Genomic DNA, 13,628 nt, shown 5'->3' on the forward strand with positions numbered 1-13,628 from the left:
TGTAGGAGCGAGCGCGCTCGCGATGAACCTGAGAGCGCCACGTTTACCCAGTAAGCACGCGTAATCGTTATCGACCATCGCGAGCAGAGCTCGCTCCTACAGGGTGCTGGTCAAATTGATGGCTAATAGCTATAACTCAACTCAGGGCCAAAGGGCTTTCCCGCACCTGGCGTTTTGAGTTGCGTTTATGTCGCTGCACGCCGTGCGCCCAAAGATCCTGGGTTTTATCAGCGAAGATGTTTCGGCCTGGCTGGTCGCGCTCCTGGTATTGTTCGTCGGCGGAATTCTCACCGGATTGCTGGCCTGGTCGACACTCAATCTGTTTCACCATCAATTGCGGCAACGTTTCCAACTCCTGGCCAGTGAACGTTACAGCCGCATCGAAGAACGTTTCGAAGATCAGGAGCAGCGCCTCGATGGCCTGCGCCGGTTCTTTGCCAATTCCGATACGGTTTCCCGTGAGGAATTCAACGGCTATACCCAACCTCTGTTGCACCGGACCCAGGCGTACTCGTTCGCCGAACGGGTCACTGGCGACCAGCGTGCGTCGTTCGAGCAGCGTGTGCGGGCTGAGGGCCTGAGTGGGTTTACCGTGCGCGAACTCAATGCCGACGGCCAACTGCAATTGGCCGCCGAGCGGGATGAGTATGTGGTGGTGCTGTACAGCCAAACGCAAAGCAAACTCGGTTCGCCGCTCGGCTACGACTTGCTGGCTCAACCATTGCGACGTGCGACTCTGGAGCGTGCCGATCAGCACGGGCGCATGGCGGTATCGCAACCGATGCACCTGGTCAGCATCGAACCGGCGTATGCGCGGGGCGTGCTACTGGTCGCACCCGTCATGCTGCGCAATAGTCCGGAGGGCGCAATCAGCAAACCGTTCGGTTATGTCATGGCGGTGATCAGCATGCGTCAGTTGCTGGCCGATGACTTGCCGGAGGCGGGCCGTGATTATCTCTCGGTGCGCATTCTCGATTTATCCACAGATGAACAGCACGAGGTGCTGTTCGAGTCGCCGAACGCTCCCGCCGTCAGTGAGTTGTCCGCGACCCGACTGTTGCGCCTGGCTGATCATGACTATCAAGTCGACATCCAGCCCAGCGAAACTTTTCTGCTCGCCAACCATTCTTCGGTCACCACCATGGTGGTGCTCGGTGGTTTGCTGAGTGTGTTGCTCAGCGCGTTGCTCTACGTGCTGGTCAGTCAGCGGCAGCGCGCGCTAAAAATGGTCGAGCAGCGGACCGAGCAATTGCGCGCTCGCGAACAGGAGCTGCGAGGAACCCACGGCCAGTTGCGCGGCGTGCTCAATGCCGCCACCCAAGTGGCGATCATTGCCACGGACCTGCGGGGGTAATCAGCACCTTCAATGCCGGTGCCGAACAAATGCTGGGCTACACCGCCGCCGAAGTGGTGGGGCACATGACCCTGGAAAACCTGCATCTGCCCCGGGAACTCACCGCTCGTTCCGTCGAGTTAAGCGCGCTTTTTGGCAAGCCGGTGCCGGCCTGCCACGCGATGCTGGTCGAGGGCAGCCTTGAGGGCGGGCACGAAGCGCGGGAGTGGACACTGGTGCGTGGTGATGGCAGTCACTTGATCGTCAATATGCTGGCCACTCCGGTGCTCGACGAGCAAGGCCTGTGGGTCGGGCACCTGGCGGTCTGCATCGACATCACCGAACGCAAACGCGTGCACGAAGCGCTGGCTGCGCGGGACCTGTTGTTGAAGAAACTCAGCGCCCATGTGCCTGGCGGCATTTACCAGTTCAAGATGGAATTCGACGGTCGCTTCAGTGTGATCTACGCCAGCGACGGCATTCGCGAGATCTATGAACTGGACCCGGACGTATTGCTGCTCAACGCCGAAGCGATCTTCATGCGGATTCATCCTCAAGACACGACTCGCGTCCGCGCTTCGATCCGGGCCTCGGCGGACACCCTCAGCCCCTGGCGCGAGGAGTACCGCGTGCAGTTGCCCCAGCGTGGCCTGCGCTGGGTCCGCGGCGAGGCGACACCGGAAGAGCTCCCCGGTGGCGGCGTGCTGTGGCATGGCTATATTTCGGATATTTCCGATTTGAAGCGGGTAGAGGAAGAACTGCGCGCGCTGTCGGTCACCGACTCACTGACCGGTATCCACAATCGCCGCTATTTCCAGGAGCGACTGACTACCGAGATGGCCCGGGTGGAGCGCGGTGGCGGCGAGCTGTCGGTGATCATGCTCGACATCGACCACTTCAAACGCATCAATGATCAGTATGGTCACGCCGTAGGCGATCGGGTGTTGCGGGCTGTGTGCGAGCGTATTGGTCATCGGCTGCGGCGCACGGATGTGTTCTGCCGTTTGGGCGGTGAAGAGTTCATGGTGCTGTGCCCGGATATTGCCGGTGAACACGCCTATGTTCTGGCGCTGGAGCTGTGGCAAGGGTTGCGTAGTGCGCCGATCGATGAAGTGGGGGTCGTGACCGCCAGCTTCGGGATTGCCAGTTGGCGGTGCGGCGAGGGCGCGGATGCGCTGTTGCTGCGGGCGGACTCGGGGGTTTATGCGGCGAAGCAGGAGGGTAGGGATCGGGTGCAGGGGGAGATTAACTGATTCGGGTAGTACACAAAACCTGTAGGAGCCGGCTTGCTGGCGATGGCGGCGCATCAGTCAACATTGATGATGCCTGGCACTCCGCTTTCGCCAGCAAGCCGGCTCCTACAGCTTTACAACACCGAAGCTGTCTGTGGCAGTTTCGGCTGGCGATACAGATCCAGCAGCACCTGATCGAGCACCGACGATGCGCCGAACGGGGCCTTGTCGTTGAGGATCGCTACCACCGCCCAGGTATTACCGTTGATGTCACGGCTGAAACCGGCGATTGCGCGCACGGTGTTCAGGGTGCCGGTCTTGACGTGAGCTTCACCGCGCATCGCGGTGGTCTTCAGGCGTTTGCGCATGGTGCCGTCGGTGCCGGCTATCGGCATCGAGCTGATGTACTCGGCGGCGTAAGGGCTACGCCATGCGGCTTGCAGCATCGAAGCCATTTCCCGGGCGCTGACGCGTTCGGCGCGGGACAGGCCAGACCCGTTCTCCATCACCAGGTGTGGCGCGGTGATGCCTTTCTTCGCCAGCCACTGACGCACAACTCGCTGGGCAGCCTTGGCGTCGTCGGCATCGGCATCGGTGCGGAATTTCTGCCCCAGGCTCAGGAACAGCTGCTGGGCCATGGTGTTGTTACTGTATTTGTTGATGTCGCGAATGATTTCCGCAAGATCCGGCGAGAACGCCCGCGCCAGCACCTTGGCGTCTTTAGGCGTTGGCGCCAGAACGTCCTTGCCCTGAATGCTGCCACCCAGCTCTTTCCAGATTGCACGCACGGCACCGGCGGTATAGGTCGCGTGGTCGAGCAGCGACAGGTAAGTTTGAGAGCTGCAACCATCACCCAATTGGCCACCGACCGTCACGGTCACGCTGCCATCGGCCTGAGAAACCGGGTTGTAACGCACACCGCCGGTGCACTGTTTGGAATTGACCGCTTTGACCTGATTCTCGATGCGAATGCTGGCAATCGGCGGTTCCACGGAGATCAGCACCCGACCACCGTCGTTGCGCGCAACAAAGCGCAGGGCCTTGAGGTTAACCAGCAACGAGTCGGGTTTGACCAGGAACGGTTTGTTCTCATCGTTGCCGTCGTCGTTGAACTCCGGCAGTTGCGGTTGCACGAAGAAGCTTTTATCCAGCACCAGGTCGCCGGTGACCTGGGTCACGCCGTTGGCGCGCAGGTCGCGCATCAGCAGCCAGAGTTTTTCCATATTCAGCTTCGGATCACCGCCACCCTTGAGGTAGAGGTTGCCGTTGAGGATGCCGCCGCTGAGGGTGCCATCGGTGTAGAACTCGGTTTTCCACTGGTGGTTCGGGCCGAGCATTTCCAGGGCCGCGTAGGTGGTCACCAGTTTCATGGTCGAGGCCGGGTTGACCGAAACATCAGCGTTGAAAACGGTGGCGGTGCCGGGCCCGGTGAGCGGAATCATCACCAGCGACAGGGCGTTGTCCTGCAACTTGCTGGCCTTGAGGGCTTTTTCAACATTGGGCGACAAAGCGGTATTGATCGGATCAGCGGAAACGGGGAGGGCCAGCGGAAATAGGAGGCTAGCCAGCAGCAGTGGACGCAACGATTTGATCATCTGAAATAAAACCCTACAGTCGAGGGGGAAAAGACGAGGGCGTGAATATGAAAACCCTCAGCGGTCACAAAAGTGTCGGCATTATGCCCCAAGGTGTCGTGGCTTGTGCCGTGCCTTGGTCTTGTTATCGGCTATTTTTTTACCGGCGGTAGGGCGCGCGCCGTTCAGAGGCGGGCAATCGGCGGCTTAAACTGGTAAAGTGCCGGCCGTTATTACTTAAGAGGATTGTTCCAATGGCGACTAACCGTTCCCAGCGTCTGCGCAAAAAACTGTGCGTTGATGAATTTCAAGAGCTGGGTTTCGAGCTGAACCTGGATTTCAAAGAAGATTTGGCTGATGAAGCCATTGATGCTTTCCTCGATGCGTTCCTCAAAGAAGCCATGGAAGCCAACGGTCTGGGTTATGTTGGCGGTGACGACTACGGTCTGGTTTGCCTGCAGAAGCGTGGCTCGGTCAGCGCTGAACAGCGCGCTGCCGTTGAAGCCTGGCTCAAAGGCCGCACCGAGCTGACCAGCGTTGAAGTCAGCCCGCTGATGGACGTCTGGTACCCGGAAAAGCCGATCAATCCGGTAGCTTGATGATCTGAAAAAACGGCGACCCGAGGGTCGCCGTTTTTTTGTGCCTGCTTTTTGGTTCATGGCTTGGTTGCGATGGCGATCCCGGAAATGCCTTCGCGGGCGAGCCTCGCTCCTACAGGAGACCATTGTAGGAGCGAGGCTTGCCCGCGAAGCTTTTGAGGTCCCTAAGCTTTGCGCCAATTCAAAATCATCAACGTGACCACCCCCGCAACAATCCCCCAGAACGCCGAACCGATGGAAAACAGCGTCAGCCCTGACGCCGTGACCATAAAGGTGATCAGCGCCGCTTCACGTTCCTTCACTTCACTCATGGCAATGCTCAGGCCGTTGATGATCGAGCCGAACAACGCCAATGCTGCAATCGACAGCACCAATTCCTTGGGCAGTGCGGCAAACAACGCAGCCAGTGTCGCGCCAAAAACACCTGCGATCCCGTAGAAAATCCCGCACCACACCGCTGCCGTATAGCGTTTGTTGCGATCCTCATGGGCATGCGGCCCGGTGCAGATCGCCGCGCTGATGGCCGCGAGGTTGATCCCGTGGGAGCCGAACGGCGCCAGCAGCAACGAAGCGATACCGGTGGTGGTGATCAGTGGCGAGGCCGGCACGCTGTAGCCGTCGGCGCGCAACACGGCGATGCCCGGCATGTTTTGCGAGGTCATTGCCACCACGAACAACGGGATGCCGATGCTGATCGTCGCGGCGAGGGAGAAGTGCGGAGTGGTCCAGACCGGCGTGGCCACTTCCAGATGAAAACCGCTGAAGTCCAGCAGTCCCATGAACCCTGACAATGCTGTGCCGATCAACAACGCGCCCAATACCGCATAGCGCGGTGATAAGCGTTTGATTACCAGGTAGGTGAAGAACATGCCCAGCACCAGTGCGGTCCGATGCTGGGCGGCGACGAAAATTTCGCTGCCGATCTTGAACAGAATCCCCGCCAGCAATGCCGCTGCCAGTGATGCGGGAATTTTTTTCACCAAGCGCTCGAAGCTACCGGTCAGGCCACAAATCGTCACCAGCACTGCGCAGGTAATATAGGCCCCGATGGCTTCGCCATAACTCACGCCGCCCAGGCTTGTGATCAGCAGTGCAGCGCCGGGGGTCGACCAGGCGATGGTGATCGGTGTGCGATAGCGTAACGACAGGCCGATCGAGCACACCGCCATGCCGATGGAAATCGCCCAGATCCACGACGAAATCTGCCCGCTGGTCAGGCCCGCCGCTTGCCCGGCCTGGAACATCAGGACCAGGGAACTGGTGTAGCCGGTCATCATGGCGATGAACCCGGCGACGATGGCTGAGGGTGACGTGTCGGCCAATGGGCGCAGTTGCGTGTGCGTCGTGTCGTTCATGACGGCAGTGATCCTGGTATTGATGAAATCCCCCTGTAGGAGCGAGCCTGCTCGCGATGAACGTCAGAGCGCCGAGGGGAATCAGGCATCCAGCGTTATCGTTGACGACCATCGCGAGCAGGCTCGCTCCTACAGTTACGGGTTTAAGCCTAAACTCAAATGTAAGCAGGCGTTGCTATACAGCGGAAGCGACAAAGAGCCGTACAGTCGTGTTGCCACCGTCCATTGTGTACAATCGCAGTGTTTTTTACGCGATACTTGCCAGCGACCCACTGTGCCGTATTACAGTCACGGTCAATTCGCCGCAGTTCTCCCGACTCGAGTGCCCATGAACGAACAGTTGCAACCCCTCAAGAAACAACCGCGAGCAGGTAAAGCCGGCCGCAGCGGTACCCAGGACGATATTGTCTACGCGCATATCTTCGAGGCCATCCTCGAACAGCGCCTGGCGCCCGGCACCAAGTTGAGCGAAGAAGCGCTGGGGGAAATTTTCGGGGTCAGCCGCACCATCATTCGCCGCGCGCTGTCGCGTCTGGCCCATGAAGGCGTGGTGCTGCTGCGGCCGAATCGCGGCGCCGTGGTCGCAAGTCCCAGTGTCGAAGAGGCGCGTCAGGTGTTTATGGCCCGGCGTCTTGTGGAGCGTGCGATCACTGAGCTGGCGGTTCAACATGCCACCGCCGAGCAAATTGCCGAGTTGCGCCAGATGGTCAACGACGAACGCGACAGCTTCTCCCGTGGCGATCGTGGCGCGGGCATCCGTCTGTCGGGCGAGTTTCACCTGAAACTGGCTGAAGCGGCGAAAAACGCCCCGTTGATCAGCTTCCAGCGCAGCCTGGTATCGCAGACCTCGCTGATCATCGCCCAGTACGAAAGCGGCAACCGTTCCCACTGCTCCTACGACGAGCACACCCAGCTGATCGACGCGATCGAAGCGCGCAACGCTGAGCTGGCAGTGGACCTGATGATGCATCACATGGATCACATCGACAGCAAACTCAACCTCGACGAAGAAAGTGCGTCGGATGATTTGCATGCAGTGTTTTCGCATTTGTTGCAGACCAAGAAGCCAGGGCGTTCGCCAGCGAAAATCTAACATCGCCCCCTGTAGGAGCGAGCCTGCTCGCGATGGTCGTCAACGATTACGCGGGAAGCCTGATACCCCGCGGCGCCCTCGAGTCCATCGCGAGCAGGCTCGCTCCTACAGGGGCATAAAAAATCCCCCGGAATCTGACGATTGCGGGGGATTTTTATGCCTGCAATTTCTTACCGCTGATGCACCAGATTCCCCGCCGCATACGTCTGCAGCACTGTCCGGTCATCCCCCAGCGTCATCAGCACAAACAACGTCTCGGCAATGGTATTGGCCTGCTTCAAGCGATAACCCAGCAGCGGCGTGGCGTTGTAGTCCAGCACCAGGAAGTCGGCGTCGGTGCCCGGTTGCAGGTTGCCGATCTTGTCCTCCAGTCGCAACGCGCGGGCGCCGCCAAGGGTCGCCAGGTACAGCGACTTGAACGGACTCAGGCGCGCACCTTGCATTTGCATCACCTTGTACGCTTCGTTGAGGGTCTGCAGCAGCGAGAAACTGGTGCCGCCGCCAACGTCGGTGCCCAAACCGACATTCAGTTTGTGCTTCTCGGCCATCGGCAGGTTGAACAAACCGCTGCCAAGGAAAAAGTTCGAAGTCGGGCAGAAGGCGATGGCCGAACCGGTTTCGGCCAGGCGCGCGCACTCGTCGTCGCACAGGTGCACACCGTGGGCGAACACCGAGCGTTCGCCGAGCAACTGGTAGTGATCGTAGACGTCGAGGTAGCCCTCGCACTCCGGGAACAGCGCCTTGACCCACTCGACTTCCTTGAGGTTTTCGCTGATGTGGGTCTGCATGTACAGATCCGGGTATTCGCTGAGCAACTGCCCAGCCAGGGCGAGTTGTTCTGGGGTGCTGGTCGGTGCGAAGCGCGGCGTGACCGCATAGTGCAGGCGACCCTTGCCGTGCCAGCGCTCGATCAGCGCCTTGCTTTCGACATAGCTGGATTCGGCGGTGTCGGTCAGGTAGTCCGGCGCGTTGCGGTCCATCATCACCTTGCCCGCGATCATCCGCAGATCCAGCTGTTCGGCGGCTTCGAAGAACGAGTTAACCGATTGCGGATGCACGCTGCCGAACACCAGTGCGGTGGTGGTGCCGTTGCGCAGCAGTTCCTTGATAAAAATGTCCGCGACTTCGTCGGCATGGGCCTTGTCGGCGAACTGGCTTTCGCACGGGAAGGTGTAAGTGTTAAGCCAGTCCAGCAATTGCTCGCCGTAGGCGCCGACCATGCCGGTTTGCGGCAGGTGGATGTGGGTGTCGATGAAGCCGGCGGTAATCAGCGCATCCTGGTATTGGGTGATTTCGATATCGGCCGCCAGGGTCGGCAGCAATTCGCTGGCGTGGCCCAGGGCACTGATTTTTCCGTTATCGACCACCAGCAAGCCATCTTCGAAGTACTCGTAGGAGGCCTCGATACCCACTTCGGCAGGGTCGGCGATGCTGTGCAGGATGGCGGCGCGGTAGGCTTTGCGAGTCAGTGGCATGGTTGCTCTCTATTTATGAAGCAGCTCAATTGGAGGCTTTGAGGTTTGCGGCCTGACTGCGGCGTGAAGCGGGCAGCAGTTTGGCAATCGGTTCGGCGCTGGCGGTGTGCTGGCCGAAATTGGCGTTATAGGTGGCGATGATTTCGCCGGCGATGGAGATGGCGATTTCCACAGGCAACTTGCCTTTGACTTCACCGATGCCCATCGGACAGCGCATGCGTTGCAGCACGCTGCTGTCAAACCCACGGTCGCGCAGACGGTGTTCGAACTTCACCCGTTTGGTTTTCGAGCCGATCAGGCCGAAGTAGGCGAAGTCGTTGCGTTTGAGGATCGCGGCGGTGAGTTCGAGGTCGAGCTGGTGGTTGTGGGTCATGACGATGCAGTAGCTGCCGGCGGGCAGGTCGTCGATTTCATCCACCGGTTCTTCGCTGACAATTTTGCGCACGCCGTGGGGGATCTGCTCCGGGAATTCGGCGTCCCGCGAGTCGATCCAGCGCACCCGGCAGGGCAGGCTGGCGAGCAGCGGCACCAGCGCCCGGCCGACATGACCGGCGCCGAACACGGCGATCTGCGCCTGGACCTGGCCCATCGGTTCGAACAGCAATACCGTCGCGCCACCGCAGCACTGGCCCAGACTGGCGCCGAGGCTGAAGCGCTCCAGATGGGTGTCCTGTTTGCCGCTGACAAGCATCTCGCGGGCGATCTGCATGGCTTTGTATTCCAGATGCCCGCCACCGATAGTGTCGAACGTCTGGTTGGCGCTGATGACCATCTTCGAGCCGGCATTGCGCGGCGTCGAGCCGAGCTCTTCGATGATGGTCACCAATACGCAGGGTTCACCCCGGTTTTGCAGGTCGGCGAGGGCGTCGATCCAGTTGTACATGTTCACCTCGACATCGTTGTTGTCTGTTCGGGCCTCTTCGCGGGCAAGCCTCGCTCCTACAGGTTTTGCATTGCCCTTGTAGGAGCGAGGCTTGCCCGCGAAGGCAGCGCCTCGTTCTTAGAGCGAAGCCAACTCAACCTCGGTTTCGGCAGCCTTAGCCACCTTCAACTGCCGCATCTGCTCGCAACCCCACAACACCCGCTCCGGCGTCGCCGGTGCGTCGATTTTCGGTTGATGTTTGTAATCGCCCAGGCTCGCCACCGCGTCCTTGATCGCGCACCACGCGGCGATGCCGAGCATGAAGGGTGGCTCGCCCACAGCCTTGGAGTGGAACACCGTGTCTTCCGGGTTCTTGCGGTTTTCCACCAGTTTCACCCGCAGGTCCAGCGGCATGTCCGCCACGGCCGGGATCTTGTAGCTGGCCGGGCCGTTGGTCATCAGCTTGCCTTTGTTGTTCCACACCAACTCTTCCATGGTCAGCCAGCCATGCCCTGGATGAAACCACCCTCGACCTGGCCGATGTCGATGGCCGGGTTCAGCGAGGCGCCGACGTCATGGAGGATGTCGGTGCGCAGCATTTTGTATTCGCCGGTCAGGGTGTCGACGAGCACTTCGCAGCACGCCGCGCCAAAGGCGAAGTAGTAGAACGGCCGACCACGGGCCTGGCTGCGGTCGTAGTAGATTTTCGGGGTCTTGTAGAAGCCGGTGCTCGACAGCGACACCTGATTGAAATACGCCTGTTGAATCAGCGCCTCGAAGGTCAGGATGTGATCGCGAACCCGTACGTGGCCGTTGTGAAACTCCACGTCCTCTTCGCTGACCTTGTATTGCCGCGCGGCAAATTCCACCAGGCGTTGCTTGATGATTTCCGCCGCATTTTGCGCAGCCTTGCCGTTCAAGTCGGCACCGCTGGACGCTGCCGTCGGCGAAGTGTTCGGCACTTTGTCGGTGTTGGTCGCGGTAATCTGCACGCGGTCCATTTCCACCTGGAACACTTCAGCCACAACCTGCGCGACTTTGGTGTTCAGGCCCTGGCCCATTTCGGTGCCGCCGTGGTTCAAGTGGATGCTGCCGTCGGTGTAGACGTGCACCAGCGCACCGGCCTGGTTGAGGAAGCTGGCGGTGAAGGAGATACCGAATTTCACCGGGGTCAGCGCCAGGCCTTTTTTCAGGATCGGGCTGTTGGCGTTGTAACGACGGATCGCCTCACGGCGCTCAAAATACTGGCTGCTTTCTTCAAGTTCCGAGGTCATTTCCTCGAGCATGTTGTGCTCGACGGTCTGGTAATAATGAGTGACGTTGCGCTCGGTCTTGCCGTAGTAGTTGGCCTTGCGCACTGCCAGCGGATCGAGGGCCAGATAGCGGGCAATGGCATCCATCACTTCTTCGATGGCGACCATGCCTTGCGGGCCGCCGAAGCCTCGGTAAGCGGTGTTCGACGCGGTGTTGGTCTTGCAGCGATGGCCATTGATCGTCGCATCGCCCAGGTAATACGAGTTGTCCGAGTGGAACATGGCGCGGTCGACAATCGAGTTCGACAGGTCTGGCGAACAGCCGCAGTTACCCGCCAGTTCCAGCTGGATGCCGTGCAGGCGCCCGCTGTCGTCAAGCCCACGTCGTATTCGATATAGAAGGGATGGCGCTTGCCGGTCATCAACATGTCTTCGACCCGTGGCAGGCGCATCTTCGTCGGTTGACCGGTCAGGTGCGCGATCACCGCGCACAGGCAGGCCGGGCTCGCGGCTTGGGTTTCCTTGCCGCCGAAACCACCGCCATGCGACGCATGTCGACGACGATTTTGTTCATCGACACGTCCAGCACTTCGGCCACCAGTTTCTGCACTTCGGTGGGTTCTGGGTCGAGCAATAGACGATCATGCCGCCGTCTTCGGTGGGCATCACCGAAGAGATCTGGGTTTCCAGGTAGAAGTGTTCCTGGCCACCGATGTGCAGCGTGCCCTGGATACGATTTTTCGCTGTCGCCAATGCGCCCACTGAATCACCGCGTTGATGGGTGTGGCTGTCCAGCACGAAATGCTTTTTGCGAAAGGCCTCGACCACGTCCAGCACCGGTTCCAGGTCTTCGTATTCGATCACCGCGGCCATCGCGGCCTTGCGTGCGGTCTCCAGGTCACAGGCGGCCACGGCCATCACCACCTGCCCGACGAACTGCACCGTGTCGATGGCCAGCAACGGGTCACCGGGCATCAGCGGGCCGATGTCCTTCAGGCCCGGCACGTCCTCGTGGGTGATGGCGATGCGCACACCTTCGAAGGCGTAGCACGGCGCGGTGTCGATACTGATGATTCTGGCGTGGGCGCGATCCGAAAGGCGGGCGTACACGTGCAACTGATTGGGGAATTCCAGGCGATCGTCGATGTACTGCGCTTCACCGGACACATGTTTGGCGGCGCTGTCGTGCTTGACGCTGCGGCCGACACCGGTGGTCAGGTCCTTGGCGAACAGTTCAGCCAGTTCGGCCTGGGTCTTCTCTACGGCGTGATGATTAGACATAAGCGGTCACCCGGGTCTCGATGTGCGGTGTTTGCAGTTCGATGAAGTATTTGCGCAGCAGATTCTGCGCGCTGAGCAGGCGGTATTCCTTGCTGGCGCGGAAGTCCGAGAGCGGTGTGAAGTCTTCGGCCAATGCAGCGCAGGCGCGTTCGAGGGTGGCGCTGTTGAAGGGTGCATTGCGCAGGACGGTCTCACAGGCGCTGGCACGCTTGGGGATCGCCGCCATGCCACCGAATGCCACGCGGGCGTCGGCAATCACGCCGTTTTCGAGGCGGATATTGAAGGCTGCGCAAACCGCAGAGATGTCATCGTCCAGACGCTTGGATACCTTGTAGGCGCGGAACAGCTGCTCTGCGCTGGCGCGCGGCACGATGATCTTCTCGATGAACTCACTTTCCTGGCGCGCCGTCACGCGGTAATCGATGAAGTATCTTCCAGGGCCATGGTGCGCCGGGTTTCGCCCTTGCACAGGACGATCTGCGCGCCCAATGCGATCAACAGCGGTGGCGAGTCACCGATCGGCGAGGCGTTGCCGATGTTGCCACCCAGGGTGCCCTGGTTGCGGATCTGCAGGGAAGCAAAGCGTTGCAGCAATTCACCGAAGTCCGGGTACTCGGCCTTCAGCGCGTCGTAGCAGTCGGAGAGAGCGGTGGCGGCGCCGATTTCCAGGCGGTCGTCAAAGCGTTCGATGCGCTTCATCTCGGCGACGTTGCCGACGTAGATCATCACCGGCAGGGTGCGATGAAACTGCGTGACTTCCAGTGCCAGGTCCGTGCCACCGGCCAGCAGGCGGGCTTGTGGATAGCGTCGTAGAGGTCGGCCAGATCGGCAACGGTCAGCGGCACCAGGCAGCGTTTGTCGCCACTGTTGAGTTCGCCGATATTGGTGGGTGCGATGGCTTTCAGGCGGGCGATGGTTTCGGCTTCACGGGCATCGAACTGATCAGGCTGTTTGCCGCAGCAGGACTGTTCGGCAGCTTCCAGAATCGGCCGATAACCGGTGCAGCGGCACAGATTGCCGGCAGGGCTTCGTGAGCCTTGTGATGATCCGGCTCGTCGCTGTTCTTTTGCAGGGCAAACAGCGACATCACAAACCGGGGGTGCAGAAGCCGCATTGCGAGCCGTGGCACTCGACCATGGCTTTCTGCACGCTGTGTAGCTCGCCTTTGTGCTTGAGGTCTTCGACGCTGATCAGTTGTTTGCCGTGCAGGGACGAAACGAACGTCAGGCACGAGTTGAGACTGCGATAGCGAATGTGTTCGCGGCCAGCGTCATCCGTCTGCAACTCGCCGACCACCACGGTACACGCCCCACAGTCACCGCTGGCGCAGCCTTCTTTGGTGCCCGGTTTGCCCACATGGTCGCGCAGATAGTTGAGCACGGTCAGGTTCGGGTCCAGGGCGTGCTCGCTACGGAGTTCCTGGTTTAGTAAAACTGGATCACGGAAGGCCTCGCAGACTCATTATTGTTGTTAACCGACTTGACCTGAATTTAGCAGGTCTGACTTTGCGGTCAATGATTTTCTGACTTAAAGGTCAGGAAAGTGCATTTCGTCGATCACCGACTCGTTCC

Annotated in this window: 7 protein-coding genes and 3 pseudogenes; 3 read left to right on the plus strand and 7 right to left on the minus strand. The window is 60.0% G+C overall.

Going from position 1 to position 13,628, the window contains the following annotated elements; all coding sequences use genetic code 11:
• Positions 1–187 precede the first annotated feature (187 nt).
• Positions 188–2,586 (plus strand): annotated as a pseudogene (locus CES87_RS17355) (diguanylate cyclase).
• 113 nt (positions 2,587–2,699) lie between these two features.
• Here the strand turns inward: CES87_RS17355 and dacB are convergent.
• Positions 2,700–4,160 (minus strand): D-alanyl-D-alanine carboxypeptidase/D-alanyl-D-alanine-endopeptidase, encoded by a 1,461-nt coding sequence (gene dacB / locus CES87_RS17360; protein ID WP_128607104.1) that lies wholly within the window; start codon positions 4,158–4,160, stop codon positions 2,700–2,702.
• 233 nt (positions 4,161–4,393) lie between these two features.
• Here dacB and CES87_RS17365 point away from each other — a divergent pair, with 233 nt between their 5' ends.
• Positions 4,394–4,738, plus strand: a complete 345-nt coding sequence (locus tag CES87_RS17365) for a YggL family protein (RefSeq protein ID WP_128607105.1) — start codon at positions 4,394–4,396, stop codon at positions 4,736–4,738.
• A gap of 164 nt (positions 4,739–4,902) precedes the next feature.
• On the opposite strand, the gene CES87_RS17370 is transcribed toward CES87_RS17365, so the two are convergent.
• Complete coding sequence (locus CES87_RS17370) at positions 4,903–6,093, minus strand: benzoate/H(+) symporter BenE family transporter (protein ID WP_128607106.1); 1,191 nt, start codon at positions 6,091–6,093, stop codon at positions 4,903–4,905.
• Between the two features lie 328 nt (positions 6,094–6,421).
• On the opposite strand from CES87_RS17370, the gene CES87_RS17375 reads away from it, so the two are divergent.
• Complete coding sequence (locus tag CES87_RS17375; protein ID WP_096512714.1) at positions 6,422–7,186, plus strand: GntR family transcriptional regulator; 765 nt, start codon at positions 6,422–6,424, stop codon at positions 7,184–7,186.
• Positions 7,187–7,356: 170 nt separating this feature from the next.
• Here CES87_RS17375 and guaD read toward each other — a convergent pair whose 3' ends face one another.
• The 5 genes and pseudogenes from guaD to xdhA all read right to left on the minus strand — a co-directional run bounded on the left by guaD (position 7,357) and on the right by xdhA (position 13,455).
• Positions 7,357–8,661 carry a guanine deaminase gene (gene guaD, locus CES87_RS17380; protein ID WP_128607107.1) on the minus strand — a complete coding sequence of 435 codons (1,305 nt, stop codon included), beginning with the start codon at positions 8,659–8,661 and terminating at the stop codon, positions 7,357–7,359.
• Between the two features lie 25 nt (positions 8,662–8,686).
• The gene (xdhC, locus tag CES87_RS17385) at positions 8,687–9,544 is read right to left on the minus strand and encodes a xanthine dehydrogenase accessory protein XdhC (protein WP_128607108.1); all 858 of its coding nucleotides are present in this window, start codon (positions 9,542–9,544) and stop codon (positions 8,687–8,689) included.
• Positions 9,545–9,661: 117 nt separating this feature from the next.
• A pseudogene (gene xdhB / locus CES87_RS17390) lies at positions 9,662–11,411 on the minus strand (xanthine dehydrogenase molybdopterin binding subunit).
• On the minus strand, positions 11,347–12,057 hold the full coding sequence (locus CES87_RS34350) for a molybdopterin cofactor-binding domain-containing protein (protein ID WP_371858219.1): 711 nt from the start codon (positions 12,055–12,057) through the stop codon (positions 11,347–11,349). Before CES87_RS34350 ends, xdhB begins: the two are co-directional and overlap by 65 nt.
• Positions 12,050–13,455 (minus strand): annotated as a pseudogene (xdhA, locus tag CES87_RS17395) (xanthine dehydrogenase small subunit). The gene CES87_RS34350 and the pseudogene xdhA overlap by 8 nt, the downstream one beginning before the upstream one ends.
• Positions 13,456–13,628: the final 173 nt, after the last annotated feature.

Source organism: Pseudomonas sp. ERMR1:02, assembly GCF_002277815.1.
Classification (GTDB): Bacteria; Pseudomonadota; Gammaproteobacteria; order Pseudomonadales; family Pseudomonadaceae; genus Aquipseudomonas.

Excerpts from the sequence above, each read along its gene's own strand:
- xdhC (WP_128607108.1), bottom strand. The coding sequence starts at position 9,544 with ATGTACAACTGGATCGACGCCCTCGCCGACCTGCAAAACCGGGGTGAA.
- CES87_RS17365 (WP_128607105.1), top strand. The coding sequence starts at position 4,394 with ATGGCGACTAACCGTTCCCAGCGTCTGCGCAAAAAACTGTGCGTTGAT.
- CES87_RS17370 (WP_128607106.1), bottom strand. The coding sequence starts at position 6,093 with ATGAACGACACGACGCACACGCAACTGCGCCCATTGGCCGACACGTCA.
- CES87_RS34350 (WP_371858219.1), bottom strand. The coding sequence starts at position 12,057 with ATGTCTAATCATCACGCCGTAGAGAAGACCCAGGCCGAACTGGCTGAA.
- dacB (WP_128607104.1), bottom strand. The coding sequence starts at position 4,160 with ATGATCAAATCGTTGCGTCCACTGCTGCTGGCTAGCCTCCTATTTCCG.
- guaD (WP_128607107.1), bottom strand. The coding sequence starts at position 8,661 with ATGCCACTGACTCGCAAAGCCTACCGCGCCGCCATCCTGCACAGCATC.
- CES87_RS17375 (WP_096512714.1), top strand. The coding sequence starts at position 6,422 with ATGAACGAACAGTTGCAACCCCTCAAGAAACAACCGCGAGCAGGTAAA.